The organism is Nostoc cf. commune SO-36 (genome assembly GCF_023734775.1).
GTDB lineage: Bacteria > Cyanobacteriota > Cyanobacteriia > Cyanobacteriales > Nostocaceae > Nostoc > Nostoc commune_A.
Genome location: NZ_AP025732.1, coordinates 331,119 through 356,376 on the forward strand (window position 1 = coordinate 331,119; position 25,258 = coordinate 356,376).

The following is a 25,258-nucleotide window of genomic DNA, read 5'->3' on the forward strand; positions in this document are numbered from 1 at the left end:
TCCGTTAGCGGTAATTTCATTATGCAGGTACTACGTTGTTCTCCTAAAAAAGAAATTCTCAGCCTCAATGTCAGTTTGGGGCGTGGTGGTGAAGCTTGTGTTTATGCAGTGCCATCCGATAACAACTTGGTGGCAAAGATTTACCACAAGCCAACCACTGCCCATGCTGATAAACTCCAGGCGATGCTTGCCAACCCGCCAGAAAACCCTACGGCTAGTTTGGGGCATATTTCTATCGCTTGGCCAGAGGATTTATTACGGGCAGCAGATGGCAAAAATAGCATCCTGGGCTTTTTAATGCCACGCATTCAGGGGATGCGACCAATCATCGATTTTTATAACCCCCGAACCCGTCGTCAACACTGCCCCCTATTCAACTATCAGTACCTGCTCCGCACGGCTCGTAACCTAGCGGCAGCTTTTGCTGCTTTGCACGCTAGTGGATATTGTATTGGTGATGTAAACGAGTCAAATATTCTCGTCAGTGACACCGCCCTGGTGACTTTGATAGATACAGACTCTTTCCAAGTACTTGACCCCAACAGCAATGTTGTTTACCGTTGCCCAGTAGGTAAACCAGAGTTTACCCCACCAGAACTACAGAATAAAACTTTTGCCCAACACGATCGCGAAATCTCTCACGATTTATTTGGGTTAGCGGTGCTAGTATTTCAACTCTTGATGGAAGGCACGCATCCATTTTCGGGGATATTTCAAGGCGCTATTGAGCCACCACCCTACGAAGCACGCATTGCATCGGGTCATTTCACTTACAGCGAAAAGCGGTACGTACCATACCTGCCCACACCCATCGCGCCTCCTTGGGAAATTCTCCATCCCAGCTTGCAGGAACTATTTATTCGTTGTTTTGAAGATGGTCACACCAACCCACTGCTGCGCCCCAGTGCCCAAACTTGGCTCTCAGCAATAGCTGAAGCCGAAGATTCCCTGATTACCTGCACGACAAATCCCCAGCATCGCTACAACAACCACATGCGTAGCTGTCCGTGGTGTGAACGTACCGTGCGATTAGGCGGACGCGACCCCTTTCCATCACATCGGGCTATAGAAGCTAAAGAACATCTACAACCGCGAGTCAAACGAAGAAAACAGTATACCCAGACACCACGTTTTCCACAGCGAGCCACATCACCGCAGTTAAGTAATTATTGGCAGCCAGTAATTACTCCTAGTGGTTCATCATATAAACCTGCCAAAAAGTCAAGATTGTACCCGGTTATTTGTTGTTTGCTGGGTTTTGGTTTGTTGGGATATGCGGACATAATGATTAAATTCACTCAGCCGTTGGTTTCCCAAAATGCTTACACCCAACAAGCATTGAACTCTCCCCAGACAAATAACAAACTCAGCTTCGCTGATTCTTATCAGCAAGGTTACATTGCTTACAAAGAGCGAGACTATGACAAAGCAATTATTAGCTTTTAGTGAAGCAATTGAACAAGAACCTACACACGCTAGATCAATTGTAAATCGTGTCAATGCCCGCTATAACCTGAAAGACTACGAAGGAGCAGTTACAGATTATAGCCAAGCTCTCAAAATCAAGCCCAATCAAATCAAAGCTCTTGTAAATCGCGGTAATGCCCGCTATATGCTAGCCGAATATAGTAACGATCCTGATACAGAGTATAACCTAGCGATCGCAGACTATAATCGGGCTATCGCTCTGGATAACAATGAAGTTGAAGCTTATCTCAGACGAGGGATTGTTCGCACCCAAATGGCTAAATATAGCGGTGAATCTCGACAAGATTACAAAAAAGCGATCGCAGATTTTACCCACACAATAAAACTTAATATATCCAAAGCAGAAGCTTACTTTCAGCGAGGTGTCGTCTATTATCAAATTGCTCAATATAGCAGCAATTATGAGCAAGAATATAATCAAGCGATCGCTGACTTTAACCAAGCATTAACCATAAGCCCCAAACTAGCAAAAGTGTATCTCAAACGAGGTATGGTTCGCTATGAACTGGCACAATATGGCGGTAGTGAATCTAACAAATATCAGACGAAAGCTATCGAAGATATACAGGCATCGGCCAAAATATTTCTTGAGCAAGGTGATATGGATAATTATCAGCAAGCACTCAGTAATATGTGTGTAGTCATAGAAAACAAATGTGACCCTTTATTCCAAGGCTCAAGTAATGTCGAAAAAACTAACTAGAAAACAGTAACTTTTGTTACTGAAATATTCTTGGTTTTGATTGCAAAATCAAGCCTAACTAGGGTTAGTGACAGCTAGCCCTAGTTATTTTATTGGTGATATTTGTATTTAAACCACACCTATCTTGAAACCTGTAGTTCTTCTCTGATGAAAAGGATTTGCCCTCATCCCCCAACCCCTTCTCCCAGATATGGGAGAAGGGGAGCTAGAATTTCAAAGTCCCTCTCCCATATATGGGAGAGGGATTTAGGGTGAGGGCGAAAACTATGGTTCTCAACTTAGATGAGGTTTAATTAAGTAATTTATTTTCATGTTTATAGATATTCATAGAGCTTTTATATAGAAAAGATTTTAATTTATCTTTCCTTTATAATTATGCCGAAAATTACAGTTAGATTATTGACGGAGAAAAAGAAATCAGAAATACATTTCTCTCCTTCCAAGTGCATCCTCTTCATCTCGAAAAAGTCGAATAATCATATCCCTACAAATCTCCGAGGTAATTGCATGAAAGCGGTGATTTTGGCTGGAGGTCTTGGTACACGCCTCAGTGAAGAAACCAGTGTTAGACCTAAGCCGATGGTTGAAATTGGTGGTAAGCCAATTCTCTGGCACATTATGAAAACTTACTCTGCCCACGGCATTAATGACTTCATCATTTGTTGTGGTTACAAAGGTTACATAATTAAAGAGTATTTTGCTAACTACTTTTTACACATGTCAGATGTCACCTTTGACATGAGATTTAACCAGATGAATGTGCATTCTGGGTATGCTGAACCCTGGCGTGTCACCTTAGTAAATACGGGTGATAATACCATGACAGGCGGGCGCTTAAAGCGAATCAGTGAACATCTTGGTAATGAAACTTTTTGCTTTACTTATGGTGATGGTGTAAGTAATATTAATATCACCGAACTAGTTAAGTTTCATAAACAACAAAATAGCTTAGGAACACTGACAGCCGTTCAACCAGCCGGACGTTTTGGTGCTATTTCTTTAGGATATGAGCAAACTAAAATCACCAGCTTTCGGGAAAAACCTGAAGGTGATGGAGCTTGGATTAATGGCGGTTATTTTGTGTTAGAACCAGAAGTAATCAACTTAATCGCTGATGACTCTACCGTATGGGAGCAAGAGCCATTAGAAAAACTCGCTGATATGGAACAGCTATCTGCTTTCAAACACGATGGTTTTTGGCAACCAATGGATACTTTACGTGATAAAAACTATCTGGAGGGGCTGTGGAAAACTAATCAAGCTCCTTGGAAGGTATGGTAGGAAGAGAGTTAGGAGTCAGAATTCAGGAGTCAGAATTCAGGAGTCAGAATTCAGGAGTCAAAATTCAGAAGTTAAATAACAAATGACTAATGACCGATGACAAATGACAAATAAATTTACTGTAATTTGAAGTGCGATAATACTAATGTATGATTTTGCGATTATAGGTGGGGGAATAGTTGGACTCTCGACAGCGTTAGCTTTAGGAAAACGCTATCCCAATGCCCGTATTTTAGTACTAGAAAAAGAGAGCCAATGGGCATTTCACCAAACGGGGAATAATAGCGGGGTAATTCATTCTGGTATTTACTACAAGCCAGGAAGTTTCAAAGCTAAATTTTGTCGTGATGGTTCTCGCTCGATGGTAGAGTTCTGTCAAGAGCATGATATTGAACATGAAGTTTGTGGTAAGGTAATTGTCGCAACTGAAGCACAAGAACTACCACGCTTAGAAAATCTTTACCAACGCGGCTTAGACAACGGCATAGAAGTCCAGAGAATCAGCCCGGAAGAAGTCAAAGAAATTGAACCTCATGTAAGGTGCGTAGGTGGAATTCGGGTATTCTCAACTGGTATTGTTAATTACAAGCAAGTTTGTTTGAAATATGCCCAGCTAATTCAACAGCAGGGTGGGGATTTACACCTAAATACAAAAGTTCTGAAAATCTCTCCAAGCGGTAAAAATCAGGTACTGCAAACAAACAAGGGTAGCTTTGAAACCCGCTTTGTAATTAATTGTACTGGATTGCATAGCGATCGCACCGCCAAACTAGGTCAAGTTGAACCCCAAGCCAAAATTGTCCCATTCCGGGGAGAATATTACGAACTCACCCCAGAAAAACGCTATCTGGTCAAAACACTAATTTATCCAGTACCCAATCCAGATTTCCCCTTTCTGGGTGTCCACTTTACCCGGATGATTGATGGTAGCGTCCATGCAGGGCCAAACGCGGTTCTATCACTCAAACGCGAAGGTTACAAAAAAACCGACTTTGACTTACGCGATTTTCTGGAAGTCATCACCTATCCTGGTTTTTGGAAATTGGCAGCCAAACACGCTGATGAAGGCATCCAAGAAATCATTCGTTCCTTTAGCAAAGCAGCCTTCACCAGAAGTTTGCAAAAACTAATTCCCGAAGTCCAAGCAGAAGATTTAGTTCCCACCCATGCAGGAGTGCGCGCTCAAGCCTTAATGAACGATGGCAAGCTTGTAGACGACTTTTTGATTGTTTCTGGTCAAAACTCCATTCATGTTTGCAATGCTCCTTCACCGGCTGCCACATCTTCTCTAGAAATCGGCAAAGCCTTAGTTACTCAAATTCCCCAACTCTCGCATCTAGATAGTGCAGTAACTGCATAGATAACATAGTTATTACTTCCGGGCTGCGGAATAAAAGGATGAATCTTGTATAGTGGGCATCTTTTCCAGCCTGGAAATACAAGGGACGGGTAAGACACATATCCCACAAGAAAAGAGTGTAGTGCATCAATTCAAGAACCGCTCTAGAGCGCTGCTACCCAATGGGTTAGTCGGCAAACTATGTAATGACTGTTAGCCGAATTATACATAGCGCTTCTGGGTTTTAATCCAATGACCTAACCCCCAACCCCTTCCCTACAAGGGAATGGAACTAAGATTCAAAGCCTCTATCCTCTTAGGAGAGAGGAATGGAAGTGAGGTCGAGTTATTGCATACAAACGAAAAATATAGCGGTTCTCTCTTGAATGCAACACCCTTTAGGGCAAATATTTGTGCGCCCCTAATTTAACTCATCAATACAAAGGAATTAACCACAATGAAAATATTAGTAACTGGAACAGAAGGCTATCTTGGTTCATTATTACCGCCTCTGTTAATCGAACGGGGACATGAAGTTATTGGTCTAGATACCGGCTTCTATAAAGTTGGTTGGCTATACAACCCTAGTGGAGTGACACCCAAAACCCTCAACAAAGATATCCGCAACATCACCCCGGATGATTTGGAAGGTATTGAAGCCATAGTTCACATGGCAGAACTCTCCAACGACCCAGCCGGACAATTAGCACCTAATATTACATACGAAATTAATCATGTAGGTTCAGTTCGTCTAGCTAATCTAGCTAAGACTATGGGTGTGCGTCGCTTCGTATATATGTCTTCATGCAGCGTCTATGGTGTTGCTACCGCAGGTGATGTCACAGAAGAATCTGCGATTAACCCTCAAACAGCCTACGCAGAATGCAAAACTCTCGTAGAAAGAGATGTTAGACCACTCGCTGACGATGACTTCTCTCCCACCTTTATGCGGAATGCTACAGCCTTTGGTGCTTCCCCTAGAATGCGGTTTGATATTGTTTTAAACAACTTAGCAGGGTTGGCATGGACTAGCAAGGAAATCAAAATGATTAGTGATGGTACACCTTGGCGGCCATTAGTCCACGCATTAGATATTTGCAAAGCAATAGTCTGCACCTTGGAAGCACCACGGGACATTGTACATAACCAAATCTTTAATGTTGGAGATACAGCAAACAACTATCGCGTTAGAGAAATCGCAGAAATTATTGCTGATGTTTTCCCAGATTGTAAATTGTCTTTTGGTGACAACGGCGCAGATAACCGCAGCTATCGGGTATCCTTCGAGAAAATCAACACAATCTTACCCGGATTTAAATGTGATTGGAATGCCCAACTTGGTGCCCAACAGCTATTTGATTTATTCAGTCAAATACACATGGCTGAAGATACATTCTTGTTTAGAGGATTTACCCGTTTAAAACAGCTAGAGTATCTGATTCGTACCGAGCAAATTGACAAAGATTTCTTCTGGAATAAAAAGTAGCTAGATTGGCTATTAGTGTGTAAACCAATAATTTAATTAGAGCGAATGTTTGTAATTATAGTGCGAAGTACGAACAGATTAAATCCACAATTGCACACTAATAGCATCAATATTTTCGAGAAAACAACCTTTATTTGGACTTATTTAATCTATCAAATTAGGGAGTTGTAATTTATGGCGATCGCAAAATGTCGTTTCGGTAGCCAACCTCTGCACCAAACGTTTATCCAATCCTTACCTGAGAACAGAACAGCTAAATAATTTGCTATCAAATCAAAAAGATTAGACAAAAAAGCAACTTATTAACTAATAAGCTGCTACTACTACCAATTCTTTTTAACTACAGAATTGAACTTAATATGAATAAATTGCTTACCATTGCCATTCCTACATTTAATCGTGCTGAGTTACTTGATAAACAGTTAGCATGGCTAGTTCAAGCAATTAAAGGTTTTGAACATGATTGTGAAATTTTAGTTTCTGATAATTGTTCAACAGACAATACTCAGAAGGTGATTCAAAAATGGCAATTAATACTTAGCAATATTACATTCAAATCCAACAAAAATTATCAAAATTTAGGCATTGTCAAAAACATTATGTATTGCCTAAATTCTACAAAAACAAAATACGTTTGGACAATTGGTGATGATGACCCCATTCAAGATAGAACTATTGCTTATGTAATTAGTAAGCTCAAGCAACATGAGGATTTATCATTATTGTTCCTCAACTTTTCTGGTCGAAACCAAATTACTGGTGAATCAGTTCACCCACCGACAATTGTTGGTAATCGCTGGTTTGATATAGATGCTGAAAATGGTGATGGTGATGGTAAAGCTATATTTGAACATTGTTTCTCAAAAAGTGTCGGTGCAGTTATTTTTCTGACTGCTACAATCTACCGCACTGATTTAGTGAAACGCGCTCTCCAAAATTGGCAAGATGCTGAGAATAATTGGATATCTTTAGCATATTTAGCCGGGTATTGTGCTGCTAATGGTCGTGTAATTGTCACTAAAGAGACTTATTTAGAATGTGTTGTTGGTGTGAGTTATTGGCAGAAAGAACCAAAATCTGCGCTGTTAATGCAATACAAACACATACCCGAAGTGATTTTGAAATTGGAACAGAATGGATATTCTAAGCACTTTTGCCGGCGGATGCTTTTGCAGAACGGTAAAAAAGTCAGCTTGAAAGTTTTCTTAGGTGCTTTAAGAAGATGGCCAATGTCCGCTATCAAAATAGTAGTTCCATTTTTGGCTTTAGTCAGCTTGTGTGCTTTTGATGTGATGGTTTCTAAAGAGTTTGAGTTAGCAGAATCAAGTGAATTATCTACTCAAGAAGTGCAAGGCTATAAGCCATAACTAAATTCCCGATAACTATACATCAAAAAGAGGAAAATACGCCATGTTGAATGCAATCAAACGCAAAATATTTACACTATCTTCTGACTTTGAATATTACCTAGCCCGTTGGAAGCATAGCAAAAATCTGCCAGCATTGGAAGGACGCGACGTCTACGACGGGCTACGCGATCGCAATATTCTTAATGCTCTCAAAAAAGATGGTGTTTACGTCACAACACTAGAAGATTTAGGGTTAAACTCTAGCTCAGAACTGCTCAAAGCTGCTTACCATCAATTGTCTCAGATGGAAAATCTCAACAATGATCATCTAGATGAAAGGTTGCCACAAATTTACACAGTTACAGGTTTACCAGAATTTTATGCCTGGGGAATAGAGAAAAGACTTCTCAATATCATCGAAAATTATATTGGTCTTCCTGTTGCTTTTCATGGTGTACATTTACGCAAAGATTTCAAGAGTAAACATCAGTTTGGCACGCTGCTATGGCATAGTGATGCAGAAGACCGCCGCATTATCAAAATCTTTATTTACTTAAATAATGTCGAGGAAAAAACTGGACCTTTTGAATACATTCCTCGCTCTTTAACTCCCTTATTTAGTTGGAAATACTTTCAACTTTACTACAAACTTTATAAATCAGGCTATATGGGTATCGATGATGAACAAGTAAAACCAGTCATCCCCAAATCAGCTTGGAAATCCTGCTCAGGCCCAGCAGGTACTGTGATTATTGTAGATACAAAAAATACTTTGCATCACGGCACAGTCCGCACAGAAGACCGTTCAGCACTATTCTTGTGTTACACCGCCAGCCCCCCTGAAAGACCAGACCTCTGCACCCAATACTGGGATGATACTTATCCCAGAGTAGAGTTACGTTCTGCATCTGATGCAGTTAAAGTTTCAAGTTAAAAGCGTAGATTACTCTCCTTTTGTCGAGTGTCTAATTTAATTAACCGCAGAGGCGCAGAGAACACAGAGAAAGAACATTTCATGCGTCAATTCAACAACGCCAAAATTTATAGGTTTAGAACTGCACAATAAGTAGTTGGACAAAAATATTTACAGTCATTGCGAGCGGAGCGTTCGCGGAGCGTCTCGAAGAGAAGCAATCCCAACCCTTGCGATTGCTTCATTACGCTTCGCTTCATTCGCAATGACATTGTGTAATTAATTCTGTCCAAGTACTTATCTTTCAAACTCTCTCCGCGCTCTCTGCGCCTCTGTGAATTGTTTCTTATGTGGCGCAAACACTAAAGTATTTTCTTTACTAAACATTCATTTCAAAGGAACCATAATGATTTTCACCGAAACCGCACTAAAAGACGCATTCATTATTGACTTAGAAGAAAAGCCTGACCATCGTGGTTTTTTCGCTCGGTCTTTCTGCGCTCAAGAATTTGCAGCACACGGATTAAAGCCAACAGTTGCTCAATGTAACCTGTCTTTTAACTATAAAAAAGGCACTATCCGGGGAATGCACTATCAAATTCTGCCAGCAGCAGAAACGAAATTAATTCGCTGTACTAAAGGTGCTATCTATGACGTAATTATTGATATGCGTCCAGAATCTCCTACCTTTTTATCACACATTGGTGTAGAGCTAACTCCAGAAAATCGCCGCGCTTTGTATGTTCCAGAAATGTTTGCTCATGGCTATCAAGCCCTCACGGATGAAACCGAGGTTGTATATCAAGTGGGTGAATTTTATACGCCAGGGTATGAAAAAGGTTTACGTTATGATGACCCATTCTTTGAGATTAATTGGCCTCTAGATGCAACTGAAATTTCCGAAAAAGATTTAAATTGGCCTCTGTTGAGAATGATGACTGTTGGAGCAAAATAGCTGTTTAAAAGTTGCAACCACTCTTTGTTTAACTTAACAATTACAAGAGGTATCAAATGCCAAATAATACTCTATCCCATCTGACTACTTCTATCAATTCGTTGTTAAAAAAAGTAGTAAATCGGATTCATTACATCAAAAGCTTAAAGGTTGTTTCACTCAAACCAAACCAGCCTTCTAGGGGTAATGTACTTTTTTCTTACCGGATTGAGCCATTCTTGTTAAAAGTTGGTCAGCCCATACCCCATGACCACACTTGCTACTGGGAGGTTTGGCGGATGGTGCAAACATTTTTGGATATTGGTTATAACGTTGATGTTATTCAGTTCTACAATGATGAATTTGTTCCTGAAAAACATTATTCATTTTTCATTGATGTCCGTCATCGGATGCAAGAACTAGCACCAAAACTCAATAGAGATTGTGTGAAAATTTTCCACGTTGACATTGCTAATATGGTGTTTCGTAATGCGGCTGAATGTCATAGACACTTAGACTTACAACAACGGCGAGGGATTACTCTCTGTCCACAGCGATATGAAGTGCCTAATTTAGGAATTGAATATGCAGATTATGGCATAGCTTTAGGTAATGAATTTACCATCAATACTTTCAAATACGCGAATAAACCGATTTATCGTGTACCGCTTTCTAATCCTACTGTCTATCCTTGGCCAGAACAAAAAGATTTTGAAGCTGTAAGAAAGAATTTTTTATGGTTTGCTAGTCACGGGTTTGTTCACAAAGGTCTGGATTTAGTTTTAGAAGCATTTGCACAAATGCCAGATTTCCATTTAACAGTTTGTGGGCCAATTAATAAGGAACCAGAATTTGAAAAAGCTTTTCATCAAGAGCTTTATGAAACACCAAACATCCATACTTATGGTTGGATTGATGTTATTAGCCCTGAGTTTATGGAAGTTACCAATAATTGTATTGGTACTGTGTTAGTTTCAGCAGCAGAAGGTGGAGCCGGCAGCGTTATCACTTGTATGCATACAGGATTAATCCCAATAGTCAATTACGAAGCTAGTGTTGATGTGCATGAAGATTACGGTGTGCTATTAAAGAATTCTTCGATCGCAGAAATTCAAGCAGCAGTTAGAAGAATTTCTAATTTGCCTGTAGAAGACCTGAAAAATATGTCTCGGAAGGCGTGGAAATATGTAAGAGCAAATCATACTAAAGAGAACTTTGCTAAAGTTTACCGAAATACTATAGAGCAAATTCTCGAAAACCACAGCCAGAAAAAACAGACATCTAGCAAACAACTAGTTAGTAGCGATGCCTCCGGCGGGCTACGCCTACGCTAACACCAATTAACTATGAAAATGTACTTAATATTTAGTTGTAACAAATTATTAAGTGCAAGTTTATAGAGAATTTGTATCACAACCAACAGTTCCAAAAAGGAGTTTAGTTCATGATTATTATCGATCGCGCCTTACAAACCCGTGCAGCAGCAGGAAATCCTATCAAAGTGGGAATGATTGGTGCTGGTTTTATGGGTCGAGGAATTGCCAACCAAATTGTCAATTCAGTGCCAGGAATGGAGTTAGTTGCTATCTCTAATCGCCAGATTAGTGCAGCCAAACAAGCTTATTCGGAAGCCGGAATTGAAGATATTCAAGTTGTTGCAACTGTCAGCGAATTAGAAGATGCGATCGCTAACGGTAAGTATGCAGTCACAGAAGACGCTAAGTTACTGTGTCGAGCCGAGGGCATCGATGCATTAATCGAAGTCACAGGTGCAGTGGAATTTGGCGCTCAGATCGTCATGGAAGCGATCGCTCATTGCAAACATGTGATCATGATGAATGCCGAACTCGACGGCACTATTGGCCCCATCCTGAAAGTCTATGCTGACAAAGCAGGCGTCATTCTCAGCGCTTGTGATGGCGACCAGCCAGGGGTACAAATGAACCTTTATCGCTTTGTAAAAAGCATTGGTTTAACTCCCTTATTGTGCGGTAACATTAAAGGACTCCAAGACCCTTATCGCAATCCCACCACCCAGGAAGGATTTGCTAAACGTTGGGGTCAAAAGCCCCACATGGTGGCTAGCTTCGCAGACGGAACCAAAATTTCCTTTGAGCAAGCGATCGTTGCCAATGCCACAGGCATGAAAGTCGCCAAACGGGGAATGTTGGGATATGACTTCAACGGTCATGTCGATGAAATGACCCAGTTATATGATGTTGAACAACTCAAAGAACTAGGCGGCATTGTCGATTATGTAGTTGGAGCAAAACCAGGCCCAGGCGTATATGTATTTGCCACTCACGACGACCCCAAGCAACAGCACTATCTCAACTTATATAAATTAGGCGAAGGCCCACTTTACAGCTTCTATACTCCTTATCACCTCTGTCATTTTGAAGTTCCCTTGTCCGTAGCGCGTGCTGTCCTCTTCGGTGATGCCGTTATGTCTCCCCTAGCAGGCCCGCTAGTAGATGTTGTCACCACTGCCAAAATCGACCTAAAAGCGGGAGAAACCTTAGATGGCATCGGCTACTACATGACCTACGGACAATGTGAAAATTCCGATATCGTCCAACAGCAAAATCTTCTACCAATGGGTTTAGCCGAAGGGTGTCGCCTCAAACGAGATATTTCTAAGGATCAAGTCCTCACTTATGAGGATATAGAATTACCTGAAGGCAGACTTTGCGACCAACTACGAGCCGAGCAAAACACTTATTTCGCTCCAGAAAAAATCTTAGTCGCAGTTGGATAATATCGGTTGCAAAAATATTCGCAACAAATAAATTAGCTGTACGCCCCTAATACGGTTTGGATAAGATCCCCCCGCCTACGGCGACCCCCTTAAAAAGGGGGTGAAAGAATCAGAAAAAGCCCCCCTTTTTAAGGGGGGTTGGGGGGATCTCCAAGTCCCTTACTAACGTATTTGTCGCCAGAATTTCGTGAAGAGGATAGAAAGTTATATTGCGGGACACTAAAGTTGTTGATAGTAACTTGCTGGGGAGCGTTTAAACAAACCCGATCAAAACTTTAGGTCAAATTCATGAAAATTGCTCTAGTCCATGATTATTTAACCCAGCGAGGTGGGGCAGAGCGTGTGTTTGAACTGCTTTGTAAGCGCTATCCCGAAGCAGATATTTTCACATCTTTGTACGATCCCCAAAAAACTATTGATCTAGGCGATCGCATAGTTAATACAACCTTCTTGCAAAAGATTCCAGGGGCAGCAAAATATTTTAGGTCGATGGCTCCTCTATATTTTCCCGCCTTTCGTGCCTTGGATCTGCAAGACTACGATTTAATTATTAGCAGTAGCACCAGTTTCGCCAAAGCAGTGCGAAAAAACCCCAATGCTTACCACATTTGTTTTTGCCATAACGTCACCCGTTTCTTGTGGGATACAGCAACTTATTTAAGAGAGTACGGAGACTATAGATATTTTGCTCCTATAATTGAACAAGTATTTCAAGTAATGAGAAAGGTAGACCTGAAATATGCACAGGAACCTGACCTTTACATTGCTAACTCTAGTGTTGTTGCCCGCCGTATTGAAAGTATTTATGGCAAAAAGGCAATGATGGTGAACTATCCAATTGATACGAGTAAATTTGTTTTCTCAGATATAAAAGATGAATATTATCTGGCCTCCGCCCGGATGATCAGTTATAAGCGACTTGATATAATAGTCGAAGCTTTTAATTGGTTAGGGTGGCGGTTATTAATATCTGGTGATGGGCCAGAACAAGCACGGTTAAAATCCAAAGCATTAAAAAATATTGAGTTCTTAGGACACGTAAGTGATAGAACCCGCAAAGACTTGTTTTCCAAAGCCAAGTCTATTATTGTCGCAGCCCTAGAAGACTACGGCTTAGTTCCAGTAGAGGCTAATGCTAGTGGCACACCAGTCATTGCTTATGGAGCAGGTGGAGTATTAGATACGCAAATCCCAGGTCAAACAGGAGTCTTTTTCAAAAGGCAAACACCCGAATCTCTACAAATTGCATTACTAGAAGCCAACGGCATTTCTTGGGATTACGATCGCATCCGTAATCACGCAGTAGCAAACTTTTCAGAGAATGCCTTCTTTACTAAGGTTGAGCAAATAATTAACCAAGCTTGTGGTGTGCATCAATTATTCATTTAATTCCTGAATCTCTTTCCACTATAAGAATACCTATTAATGGCTTGTCAAAAAATAGGTATTCTTCGGAGAATCTCTTAGCGTAAGTCTTGAAGACAAGGATAATAAAAGTGGTTCAAAGTAGTCTAAATCCTCAAATAACTCCCGTTTCTGAAAGTGAACCAAGTTACGGACAAATGTTTGCCGTATTTGTGCGGAGATTTCCTTGGTTTTTAGCAGTATTAATTAGTTCTATTGCTATTGCCAGTATGGTAACTTTAAAGACAAAACCTACTTATAAAAGTTCCATGCAACTGCTAGTAGAGCCTAACTATCAAGGTAAGACTGAAGGTGCTGGGTTAGATAACCAATTTACTGACTCTAATGTGGTCATAGATACTGCTACCCAGCTTAACTTGATGCAAAGTTCAGGACTTATTCAAAAAGCAGTTGATAAACTTCAGTCTGATTATCCAGATATAAGTTCCAGTGAAATTAAAACTTCTTTGGTCTTAACTCAATTAAGAAGCAAAGAAGATAATGTCGCTACTAAAATATTTCAGGTTGAATACACTGCTGGAGATCCAGAAAAGACTCAAAAAGTTCTCGGCGCGATTCGACAAGTTTATGTGGAATATAATAAACAACAACAGAATTCGCGTTTACAAAAAGGTCTGCAAATTATCAGGGAACAGTTAAGTAAAGCCAGCGAAGAAGTAAACGCGGCTGAGACAAATTTACAAAGATTTCGCAGAAATCAGAACTTAATTGATCCAGAGTCACAGGCCAGAGCGATTGAGACAGCTTTGAACAATATTGCTCAAGAACGGCAGACAACTCGTGCCCAGTATGGGGAAGCTTTAGCACGCCAAAAATCTTTAGAAGAACAACTTAACCGTTCTCCCCAAAATGCTCTAGTTGCTTCTCGTCTGAGTCAATCTACTCGCTATCAAGGCTTACTGAACGAAATCCAAAAAAGCGAACTGGCGCTAGCACAAGAACGCTTACGCTTTACAGATGAAACTCCGAATGTGCAAAAGCTCAAAGAACAGCTTCAAAGCCAGAAGGAGTTATTGCAACAAGAGGTAGGAAGAACTTTAGGCGAAAAATCTGCTGGTGCAATTACTTCGGGAGATGCTCTCCTCGAACGAGGACAGCTTGGCCAAATTGATCTCAGCCTAGCTGGTCAGTTAGTGGAAACACAGACCAATATAGTTGCTTTAACTGCTCGCGATCAAACTTTGGCTCAGAAAGAAAACGAACTGCGTTTTGAAATCAAACGCTTCCCGCCTCTGTTGGCTTATTACAATCGGATGCTACCGCAGTTACAATTTAGCCGTGAAAGATTAGAGCAGCTTTTAAGAGCAGAACAGCAATTGCGGCAAGAACTTTCCAAGGGTGGATTTAATTGGGAAGTTGTGGAAGATCCCCAAAAAGGCACACAATTAGGCCCCAATCTCCAGCAGAACTTGCTGTTAGGTGCTGTAGTTGGGTTAATGTTAGGAGGCATTGCTGCCTTTATTCGGGAATCGACTGATGATGCAGTTCACACCACTGCGGAATTAGAGAAGCAAATGGCCATGCCGTTATTGGGAACAACCCCCAAGTTACCGCCAGCCAAACCCAAAGAATCAATGATTAAGTTGCCTTTTGGTAAGCCAGAAGTTCTTGCCCCCTGGACAATTCAGGTATTGCAATCTCCACCGCGTTGGGAATCGCTGGATCTGATTTACAAAAACATTGAACTTTTAAATACTGTTACTAACTTAAAATCTTTGATGATTACCTCGGCTTTAGCCGATGAGGGTAAATCAGCTTTAGCGTTGGGTTTGGCAATGAGTGCTGCCCGTTTACACAAAAGGGTACTGCTGATTGATGCCAACTTACGCGATCCAAGTCTGCACGAACAACTTAATCTTCCCAATGAGCAAGGGCTTTCAACTCTATTGGCGAGTGATGCAACTTTACCCAACCAGATTAGCCTTCAATATTCAGGTTCCGCCTACATCGATATTTTGACGGCTGGGCCCAAGCCTGCTGACCCAGCGAATCTATTGAGTTCTCCTCGGATGATGGAATTGATGGCAGCATTTGAGCAAAGCTATGATTTGGTACTCATAGATGCTCCCCCAGTTCTTGGCTTGGTGGATGCCATGCTTACTGCATCATCTTGTCGTAGTGTGGTTATGGTGGCAAGCATTGGTATTGTGACGCGGAGTCAACTTACTCAAGCGACAGCTATGTTAAGTAAGTTAAACCTGATTGGGGTTGTAGCTAATGGGGTATCAAATAGCAGTAATTACGTACCTTATATCAAACAAGAGCAGTTAGCTCTACGTCAAGCTGTAGAAAAGTAGCTAGTAACGCTTTGCGTAATTCGTAAAGGTTTTAGACATTTCAAATGGGCGTAAATCCCCGACTTCTTAGGGAAGTCGGGGATTTTGCGTTTGTAATCAAAATTTAATTTTGTTGTGATCAGGAAAAATTCAGTATATTTATGCTATCTTTATGGGTTATCAGAGAAATCACTGGCTCTTTAAAGAATAAATAAAGAATTTATTTGAGCGATCGCTATTTCTACATAGTCTTATATTCTAGAGATTAAAGCACTTTCAAAAAGGTTAGCAGACAAGAGTAGACTGGTTTATCAAATCTATCGACACAATGAACACCTCAGCGTAATTCAACGTAGATATAGATTAATGAGTAATTTTCCTCTACATTTCTCTACTGTCAGTAGTTCCCGGAAAATCATAATTTACCCATGAATATTAATAGTAAAGTTGTTCGTAATTATTAAGTATATGGTTTAAAACCCCTAACTCCACAGTTAGCTTTGTTTCCGGCTGGGGTTTAGACTACATTTAATATTATGTTCGTTTAAATACTTATTATTTAAGCTAACGCAGAGAGCTTAAATAATAATGTATTAGGCATACATGATATCAAACATAATTACGAATTACCGAAGAAAGGCAGAGGGCAGGAGGCAGCAGGCAGGAGGAAGAAAATATATTTTTTTGCCCTCTGCCAAACGGGTTTAAAGCCCCTCTCTTGAAAAGTTTCCTACGGCGGGAAACCCGCCTACAGAACTTTTCGCTAAATTTATTTATGGGGATTACCTCCTGCCTCCTGCCTTCGTCCTCCTGCCTCCTTAAGAATTACGAATTACGAATCTCTCCACTTTTTTGGAGTTACAACAAGATTTGGATTTGGGTCTTTGGCATTGATAGCCTTTGATAACTCCTCAATAATTCACTCCTGTATAATCCCAAATACTTATGACAAGTTCAATAATTCCAACTCTACAAAGTTTATATGATGTAACCCAGGAACGCCAAGATAATCGTGGGTACTGCACACTCCAGTGGCGGCGGGGTAAGCTTTTGGTGAAGCCACTTGGACGAGTTAAACAGCCATATCTACCTTCATTAGATAGTAAGCGATCGCTAGTAGAATGCTTACAACATTCTCCTGTAACTTTGGTGAGCATAGATCCGAAATTGGGTGAGCCTTTGTTGAGATTTTGGGCAGATGCGTGTGAAGAAGCCCAAAAACCAATGTTCATCAGCATGCCCGCTAGCAATAAACTCGCTAACCAACCCTGGAGACACTTGCAGCGATTAATTGATTGGATTGCTGCTTTCCTATTGCTGTTGTTAGTAAGTCCAGTGATGTTGGGATTGATTATGTTAGTAAAGGTTTACTCACCAGGATCACTTTTTTGTCGTGATTGGCGTGTTGGAGAACGGGGTAAACTCTTTCGGGCAATTAAGTTTTGCACAACGACAAAGGACAACATTACACCATTAGGACGTTGGATGCATAAATACGGTCTTGATAATTTGCCCCAGTTATTTAATGTATTGCAGGGTGACATTAATTTGACCGGATCTTCTTGTTGGACTTTGGAAGATGCAATACAGCTAAATCAACGACCAGAAATTACAACTTCATGGGAAGTAGAGGCACAGTCTCACCTGTTACATCTAGATAGCCAAACACTGTAATTTATCTGTGCGGTAATTGATGATTTCATCTACCACACTTGAGCGAAAACAAAATTGCTTACGTAGCATCTATAGCGCAATATAGTTCAGTTAAGTCTTTCTTCCTTTGCATTCTTCTCTAACGATGCGATTCATTAAAAAATAAGAGTTAAGCCTTAGCTAAACCGTATTGCTCTATAGCAGCTTATCTACCTTGCCAAACTATTATGATAAAATCCATGCATTTCCAGCTTCCTCAACCACTCAGTAATCTGCTCAAAGCTACTAGCTTATGGCAGGAGAACTATTTGATATTGCGAGAATTCAAACACTTCCGCAAAATTGCAATTTTAGCTGTGGTATTTTCGATTTTGGCGGCAACATTTGAGGGTATAAGCATTGGTTTTTTACTTTCATTCTTGCAAAGCTTAACTAGCCCCAACGCTCAACCTGTCCAAACAGGAATAGAATGGTTTGATATTTGGATTTTGGGAGCTAAGACATCAGCCATTAATCGTCTTTACCGCGTATCTTTACTGATTTTATTGAGTACTTGGTTACGTGCTACCTTCAATTATTTTTCTCAAGTCTATACTGAGCTATCTCAACTAAATCTTGGCGATCGCTTACGCAAACAAATTTTTGAACAGTTACAATCTTTATCGCTAAGTTATTTTTCTACAACCCGTTCCGGTGAACTAATTAACACAATCACTACAGAGATTGAAAGAATTAGACAAGGTTTTAGTAGCGGAGCCTTTTTAATGACTAGGGGATTAACAACCCTTGTCTACTTAATATCAATGTTTTTGATATCATGGCAACTGACACTAATTTCAGCATTATTATTTACCCTTTTAGGTGTAGGATTATCCAACCTAAATGCCAGAGTCAGAGAATCGAGTTTTGGCATGACAACTGCGAATGCTAATTTTACATCAACAGCCGTAGAATTCATTAATGGCATTCGCACTGTTCACACCTGTGGTACTCAAGAATTTGAACGCCAGCGTTTCTACAAAGCTAGCGACAAAATAGTAAGTACTACAACAAAAGTTGTCTTCACTTGGACAATTGTCAAGCCAATTGCTGAAGGGGTAGCTACTACGGTATTGGTTGGGATGATTATTTTGGCATTCACTAGCCTAGTTACTAATGGAACGCTACAAGTTGCTTCTTTACTAACATTTTTCTTTGTGCTATTTCGTTTTATTCCATTTGTTCAAGACATTAATGGCACAAGAGCATTCCTTAGTACCTTACATGGTTCAGCAGATAACGTCAAAAAACTCTTAAAGAGTGACGAAAAAGATTATTTTCAAAATGGCACAATCAAGTTTAATTCTTTAAAAAGATCAATAAACTTAGTATCTGTAGATTTTGGCTACGACAATCAAAACTTAGTGCTGCATAATATTACCTTAACTATTGAAAAAGGAAAAATGACAGCATTAGTCGGAGCATCTGGTGCTGGTAAAACAACCCTTGCTGATTTAATTCCCCGATTTTATAATACTACAGATGGATATCTTTACATTGATGAAATAGATGTGCGGCAGTTTGAAATTAACTCCCTACGGCGTAAAATAGCTGTCGTCAGTCAGGATACTTTCATCTTCAATACTGATGTTTGGCAAAATATTGCTTATGGTACTCCAGAAGCCACTAATGAGGAAATTCAAGAAGCAGCTAAACTAGCCAATGCACTGGAATTTATTTTGGAAATGCCTGAAGGCTTTAACACCCAATTGGGAGATAGAGGTGTTAGGTTATCTGGAGGACAAAGACAGCGAATTGCTATTGCGCGTGCTTTGCTAAGGAACCCAGAAATTTTGATTTTGGATGAAGCAACTAGCGCCTTAGATTCTGTATCTGAGCGATTAATTCAAGATTCATTAGAAAGGCTATCTGTGGGAAAAACAGTAATTGCGATCGCTCACCGTCTTTCTACCATTGCTAAAGCAGATAAAGTTGTAGTTTTAGAACATGGACGGATAGTAGAACAAGGGAAATATCAAGAGCTTCTAGAACTCAAAGGCAAGCTTTGGGAATATCACAATATGCAATATAACAATTCATAATTTGTAAATTATGAATTCATTATCTTGGTCAATTGCTTATAGTTTCAACAAGGAAAAATAAATGGTAAATATAGGCTATCACGCTGCTAAATTTCAGGGTAAGTTTAATCGCTCTCTATATAAAGCAGCCGTTTCTCAAATTGTAAACATCCCGATTAAACAAACTCGGCAAGTTCCCATAAGTGTCTATGCTTTATCATGTGAACGCGATCTGCCAGAACAAGTGGCAAGTATTCGCTCATTCATTCGTCATGTCGGCATTCCAGATACATTCACTGTAGTTTCTGATGGTAGTTACACTGAGTCTAGTTGTAATTTACTCCGCCGCGTTCATCCCTGCGTTAAGGTAATACTTTTATCAAACTTCCTAAGAACGGATTTACCTCAATGTGTTCATGATTATGCCCAATTGCATCCAATGGGCAGAAAATTGTCGGCATTAATGTCAATTCCTATTAATGGGACTACGATTTACACTGATTCCGATATTTTATTTTTCCCTGGCGGAATTGACTTAATTAATTTGAGTAAGTCGGACGAAAAATATTCTCTTTATCTACCTGATTGTTCTATGTCGCTAGATGAACGAATTATTTATGATGATTCGGAAAAATTAAATCCAGTAAATGGTGGATTTATATTATTTAGGCATGAACTTGACTGGAGTTTTGCTATTGAACGTTTAGCAAATCTTCAAGAAGCTCCTACTTATTTTACTGAGCAAACAATGGTTCATTTGACAATGCACTACAATCATGGTGAGCCTTTATGCACAAAAAAATATGTTCTAAATGTAGAAGATCAGTTCATCTATTCAGATAAATCTGCAAGTAAAAACATTGCTCTCAGGCATTATGTGAGTGATGTGAGACACAAATTATGGTTTAACGTTGGCATATAAGTTGGTGAGATTAAGCCTCTATTTAGATGAGGAATATAATTAGTAATAACGTAAAAAAGGGTGATTAATGCTTAACTCAATCAATGATGCCAAGCGAAATGATGAACTATTGCATAGGAATACTTTCGAAAAAGACCTAATTTATCAATGCTCAAATTTTGAGGTAGGCGGGAGCGGAGGTGTGGAAACTTATTTAGCTTCTCTGTTTGAACATCGACCGCCTGATGTTAGCGATCGCGTGATAAAATCGCTTAAGAATGTTGACCAAAGCCAGTTTCGACTGCTACACATCCACAGCCCAGACTTGCTATTAGAGCTTACAGGCGAATGTCCTACCGTCTTCAGCGTTCATAATCACTCATTATATTGTCCTAGTGGCACAAAATATTTAGCAGGGTCGCGGACAATCTGCGATCGCAACTTTTCTTACTTAGGATGTACTTGGGGTAAGTTAGTAGATAAATGCGGTAGCCGTAAACCATTAAGAACTCTTAGAGAGCTTCAAAATACTCATCAATTATTAGATGTATTAAAAAAAATAAAAATTACTTTTGTTGCTAATAGCGAATATGTCCGGCAACAATTGATTCAAAATGGTGTACCTTCTGAGCAAACTGTAACACTACACTGTGGAATCTCTGTACCAGAAACAGAAACTGCACCTCTAAGTTTGGAAGTCCACCAAAACCATAGAATTTTGTTTGCTGGACGAATTGTTTCTGATAAAGGTCTAGAATGGTTACTCAAAACCTTAATACATACAGACCCGCAGATTCAGCTTGATATCGCAGGCGAAGGCTGGGAACGACCACGCTTAGAAAAGTTAGCAAACACCCTTGGATTGACGAACCGAATAACTTGGCATGGTTGGTGCGATCCTGACAAAATAAATAAACTTTATCAACAGTGTTTTGCTGTCATTTTCCCTAGCGTTTGGCCTGAACCCGCCGGTCTTGTAACTCTAGAAGCTTATGCTCGTTATCGACCTGTAATTGGTAGCATCGTTGGAGGAATTCCCGAACATTTACAAGATGGAAAAACGGGTATTCTTGTTCCAGGTAATAATATCCAAAAGCTGGCTAATGCTATTAATGAGTTGTATGGAGATTATCAAAAAAGCCGATACATGGGCGAACAAGGTCATACTTTATTGATGAAGGAATTTACAATGGCTGCTCATGTAAATAATCTGCAAGCAATTTATGCAAAAGCAATAGCTGAATTTCCTTCTAGAGCTAAAAAGCTATATAGCATTCCTCAAGTTACATAAAGTAACTTTGAGAAAAATATCAAATGGTGCATCTTTTAATGAGAAAAAATTAAGAGAGAAAAATATGTCTTTACTTCCAGAATCCCAACAACCTTTAGTCAGCGTTATTATCCCTACTTATAATAGACCAGAGTATCTCAAGCTAGCGATCACTAGCGCTATCAAACAAACTTATCAGAATATTGAAATTATTATTTCTGATAATTGTAGTTCAGAAAATATTCAAGCCCTTGTCGCATCTTTTGGCGATTCACGCATCAAATTTTGGCGGCATCAGCAGAATGTGGGTATGTTAGCTAATCAGCAGTATGGCTTCAAGATAGCGCGAGGTAAATATTGCGCTAGTCTCCATGACGATGATATTTGGAATGAAGACTTTTTATCAAAGTTAATACCACCGCTAGAAGCAAACCCTGATTTAATTATCGCTTTTTGCGACCAATATATTATAGATGCTCAGGGGAAAATTAATAATATTGGAACTGAACAAAATACACGCGCTTTCAAGCGGCATAAATTAGCAAAAGGAATTCATCAACCTTTTTATAAAATTGGGTTAATAGATAAAAGCATACCGACTGCGGCAGCTTGTGTGATTCGCAACGATTTTGTAGATTGGGATAGTATTCCTTCAGAAGTTGACGGGATGTGGGATTTATATTTAACCTACCTTTGCTGTATATCTGGTCATGGTGCTTACTACCATCCCGAAAGACTGACGCAATATCGTGCCCATGCCCAAACTGATACTATGCTCAGTGGTGGTAGAGATTTACAGGCAAAAATTCGCAAAGCAAAAAGCGAAATGTTTTGTTATCAAGTCTTTATGGAAGATACTCATTTAAAGGAGTTTAAAAATTATTTTCAACAGAAATGGTTAGAAGCTAATACCACTTTAGGAATTGGTTTACTACGAAGTGAACAAATAGCAGAAGCACGTCCTTATTTTTGGCAGGCGTTAAATAAACAAAAATTTAATCCCCGAACTGTGGCAGCACTTGGTCTTAGTTTTACTCCGCGTTTTTTAGCAAGTAAGTTAATCAAAACATCTAAATAATAGAGCAATAGCTAGCGAATCCGCGTACTCCTTTGGGTAAGCAAGCTATCGTAGAGAACATCGGGCAGTTTTCCTCTTTCTTAAACTGCCCAATACCTTCTCCCCTATACCATTTAACTTTAATAATGATACAAATACGCTGGAAGGGCATGGCAATGCCATGCCCCTACGATAAATCTATGTGTATCAGGATTTTCGTTAATTGGTATTACTTGATAAAAATAAGATGATTTTTGAGTCTTATTTAGTGCCTTTGTATAAGTTTATCTAAATTAAGAAAAATAGGATATGAAACTTTGTATTGTCACTCATAAAATTAAAAAAGGTGATGGTCAGGGACGGGTAAACTATGAAGTTGTCCAAGAAGCAATTCGTCATGGCTATGAACTGACATTATTGGCTAGTGAAATCGCACCAGAACTGGAAAAAAATAGTCAAGTTAATTGGATTTCAATTCCAGTTAAAAGCTATCCCACAGAATTTGTACGTAATTTAATATTTGCTCAAAAAAGTGCAGATTGGTTGCTTAAAAATCGCTCTAGCATTGATTTAGTTAAAGTCAATGGAGCAATTAACATGACTGCGGCTGATGTAAATGCTGTACATTTTGTCCACAGTTCATGGTTGCGATCGCCTGTTCATATTTCCCGCAACCGCCGTGATTTATATGGCTTTTACCAGTGGCTATTTACAGCTTTTAATGCGCGTTGGGAAAAACAGGCTTTCCAAAGAGCTAAGGTTGTTGTGGCTGTATCGGAAAAGGTAGCCCAAGAATTAGTCAGCATTGGTGTACCGCGTTCTCGGATTCGGGTAATTGTCAATGGCGTAGACTTAGAAGAGTTTACGCCTGGTGAAAGCAATCGCCAAAAATTAGGTTTACCGCAGAACGTCACCCTAGCACTGTTTGCTGGAGACATCCGCACACGCAGAAAGAATTTAGATACAGTCTTGCACGCCTTGGCGAAAGTTCCCGATTTGCATCTGGCGGTGGTGGGTCGTGTAGAAGGTAGTCCCTTCCCGCAATTAGCGGCTTCTTTGGGGTTAACTGAACGTGTGCATTTTATCGGATATCGACTTGATATCTCCGAAATTATGCGATCAGTAGATTTATTTGTTTTTCCTTCCCGATACGAAGCTTGCACCCTCGTATTGTTAGAAGCACTTTCTTCAGGACTGCCAGTAATTACTGCCACAGCTACCGGAGGTGCAGAGTTGGTGACACCAGAATGTGGCATTGTCTTACCTGACTCAGATGATGTCGATGCTTTAGCTGTGGCGTTGATGTCTTTGGTGAGCGATTCCGCCCTGATGCAACAGATGGGTAAAGCAGCTCGCTCTGTAGCAGAACAATATAGCTGGACTACTATGGCAAAAACTTATGTGGATTTATTCGAGGAGTTAAGCAAGAATGCGGAACACCGTTCTCATACCAACTTATCGCCGTCCACAAGACCTCTCACGCTGCCTTTTGGCGCTACAGGAACAAACTAAACCCGTTGATCAGGTGATAGTGGTTGTCCGCGATACAGATACAGCAACTTGGCAATTTCTGGCGCAATACACAGCGCACAATTTGCCATTGCATACCGTGAAAGTGGCAGAACCTGGGGTAGTAGCAGCCCTCAACGCCGGACTAGCAGTAGTGGAAGGTGATATTGTTTCTATTACTGATGATGATGCCGCACCTCACCCGGATTGGTTAGAGCGCATTGCCGCTCATTTCATCTGTGATAGTTGCATTGGTGGTCTTGGTGGGCGTGATTGGGTACACCACGGCAGCAAATTAGAAGACGAATCTCGTCTATTAGTCGGGCGCTTACAGTGGTTTGGGCGAGTGATTGGCAACCATCACCTGGGAGTGGGAGAACCCCGCGAAGTTGATATTCTCAAGGGCGTGAACATGAGTTTTCGTACCCAAGCAATCGGACAAATGCGCTTTGATGAGCGGATGCGTGGTACTGGAGCGCAGGTACATTTTGAAATGGCATTCACTCTGGCATTAAAGCGGGCTGGTTGGAAGATAATTTATGATCCTAACGTTGCTGTAGATCATTATCCAGCACAACGTTTTGACGAAGATCAGCGAAATAACTTTAATGAAATTGCCTTTATTAATTTAGTCCATAATGAAACCTTAGCTTTATTAGAACATTTGCCATTTATTCGCCGGATTGTATTTTTATTTTGGGCAGTATTCGTGGGTACATCCGATAGTTTGGGTTTAGTACAATGGCTGAGATTTTTACCTAGCCAAGGGCAGTTGGCAGGGAAAAAGTTGCTGGCATCGTGGCGTGGGCGTTGGCAAGGATATAAACAATTTGTCATTGGTCATTAGTCATTTGTC

The 25,258-nt window shown here is 40.2% G+C and carries 17 protein-coding genes and 1 pseudogene; all 18 read left to right on the top strand.

Annotation, left to right across the window (positions count from 1 at the left end; all coding sequences use genetic code 11):
• Positions 1–21: 21 nt before the first annotated feature.
• Positions 22–2,191 (top strand): annotated as a pseudogene (locus tag ANSO36C_RS01570) (tetratricopeptide repeat protein).
• A gap of 507 nt (positions 2,192–2,698) precedes the next feature.
• On the top strand, positions 2,699–3,472 hold the full coding sequence (gene rfbF / locus ANSO36C_RS01575; RefSeq protein ID WP_251958081.1) for a glucose-1-phosphate cytidylyltransferase: 774 nt from the start codon (positions 2,699–2,701) through the stop codon (positions 3,470–3,472).
• Positions 3,473–3,617: 145 nt separating this feature from the next.
• Complete coding sequence (gene lhgO, locus ANSO36C_RS01580; RefSeq protein WP_251958082.1) at positions 3,618–4,832, top strand: L-2-hydroxyglutarate oxidase; 1,215 nt, start codon at positions 3,618–3,620, stop codon at positions 4,830–4,832.
• Positions 4,833–5,268: 436 nt separating this feature from the next.
• Positions 5,269–6,297: an NAD-dependent epimerase/dehydratase family protein gene (locus ANSO36C_RS01585; protein WP_251958083.1), complete on the top strand. Its 1,029-nt coding sequence runs from the start codon at positions 5,269–5,271 to the stop codon at positions 6,295–6,297.
• 359 nt (positions 6,298–6,656) lie between these two features.
• Positions 6,657–7,664: a glycosyltransferase family 2 protein gene (locus tag ANSO36C_RS01590; protein ID WP_251958084.1), complete on the top strand. Its 1,008-nt coding sequence runs from the start codon at positions 6,657–6,659 to the stop codon at positions 7,662–7,664.
• Positions 7,665–7,707: 43 nt separating this feature from the next.
• Positions 7,708–8,580: a phytanoyl-CoA dioxygenase family protein gene (locus tag ANSO36C_RS01595; protein WP_251958085.1), complete on the top strand. Its 873-nt coding sequence runs from the start codon at positions 7,708–7,710 to the stop codon at positions 8,578–8,580.
• Between the two features lie 385 nt (positions 8,581–8,965).
• A complete protein-coding gene (rfbC, locus tag ANSO36C_RS01600; protein WP_251958086.1) occupies positions 8,966–9,514 on the top strand; it encodes a dTDP-4-dehydrorhamnose 3,5-epimerase in 549 nt (182 codons plus the stop codon).
• Positions 9,515–9,570: 56 nt separating this feature from the next.
• Positions 9,571–10,827, top strand: coding sequence for a glycosyltransferase (locus tag ANSO36C_RS01605; RefSeq protein ID WP_251958087.1), 1,257 nt, complete (start codon positions 9,571–9,573; stop codon positions 10,825–10,827).
• 110 nt (positions 10,828–10,937) lie between these two features.
• The gene (locus ANSO36C_RS01610; RefSeq protein WP_251958088.1) at positions 10,938–12,251 is read left to right on the top strand and encodes an NAD(P)H-dependent oxidoreductase; all 1,314 of its coding nucleotides are present in this window, start codon (positions 10,938–10,940) and stop codon (positions 12,249–12,251) included.
• 288 nt (positions 12,252–12,539) lie between these two features.
• Entirely contained in the window at positions 12,540–13,640 is a 1,101-nt protein-coding gene (locus ANSO36C_RS01615; protein WP_251958089.1) for a glycosyltransferase, read from the top strand.
• 107 nt (positions 13,641–13,747) lie between these two features.
• Positions 13,748–15,973: a GumC family protein gene (locus tag ANSO36C_RS01620; RefSeq protein ID WP_251958090.1), complete on the top strand. Its 2,226-nt coding sequence runs from the start codon at positions 13,748–13,750 to the stop codon at positions 15,971–15,973.
• A 924-nt stretch (positions 15,974–16,897) separates the two neighbouring features.
• Positions 16,898–17,626 (top strand): heterocyst development glycosyltransferase HepC, encoded by a 729-nt coding sequence (hepC, locus tag ANSO36C_RS01625; RefSeq protein WP_251958091.1) that lies wholly within the window; start codon positions 16,898–16,900, stop codon positions 17,624–17,626.
• Between the two features lie 218 nt (positions 17,627–17,844).
• Positions 17,845–19,686, top strand: coding sequence for a heterocyst formation ABC transporter subunit HepA (gene hepA / locus ANSO36C_RS01630; RefSeq protein WP_251958092.1), 1,842 nt, complete (start codon positions 17,845–17,847; stop codon positions 19,684–19,686).
• A gap of 61 nt (positions 19,687–19,747) precedes the next feature.
• Positions 19,748–20,587 (top strand): hypothetical protein, encoded by an 840-nt coding sequence (locus ANSO36C_RS01635; RefSeq protein WP_251958093.1) that lies wholly within the window; start codon positions 19,748–19,750, stop codon positions 20,585–20,587.
• A 67-nt stretch (positions 20,588–20,654) separates the two neighbouring features.
• On the top strand, positions 20,655–21,857 hold the full coding sequence (locus tag ANSO36C_RS01640) for a glycosyltransferase family 4 protein (RefSeq protein ID WP_251958094.1): 1,203 nt from the start codon (positions 20,655–20,657) through the stop codon (positions 21,855–21,857).
• Positions 21,858–21,921: 64 nt separating this feature from the next.
• On the top strand, positions 21,922–22,914 hold the full coding sequence (locus tag ANSO36C_RS01645; protein WP_251958095.1) for a glycosyltransferase family 2 protein: 993 nt from the start codon (positions 21,922–21,924) through the stop codon (positions 22,912–22,914).
• Positions 22,915–23,202: 288 nt separating this feature from the next.
• Positions 23,203–24,405, top strand: a complete 1,203-nt coding sequence (locus tag ANSO36C_RS01650; RefSeq protein ID WP_251958096.1) for a glycosyltransferase family 4 protein — start codon at positions 23,203–23,205, stop codon at positions 24,403–24,405.
• Positions 24,323–25,249, top strand: coding sequence for a glycosyltransferase family 2 protein (locus ANSO36C_RS01655; RefSeq protein WP_251958097.1), 927 nt, complete (start codon positions 24,323–24,325; stop codon positions 25,247–25,249). The genes ANSO36C_RS01650 and ANSO36C_RS01655 overlap by 83 nt, the downstream gene beginning before the upstream one ends.
• Positions 25,250–25,258: the final 9 nt, after the last annotated feature.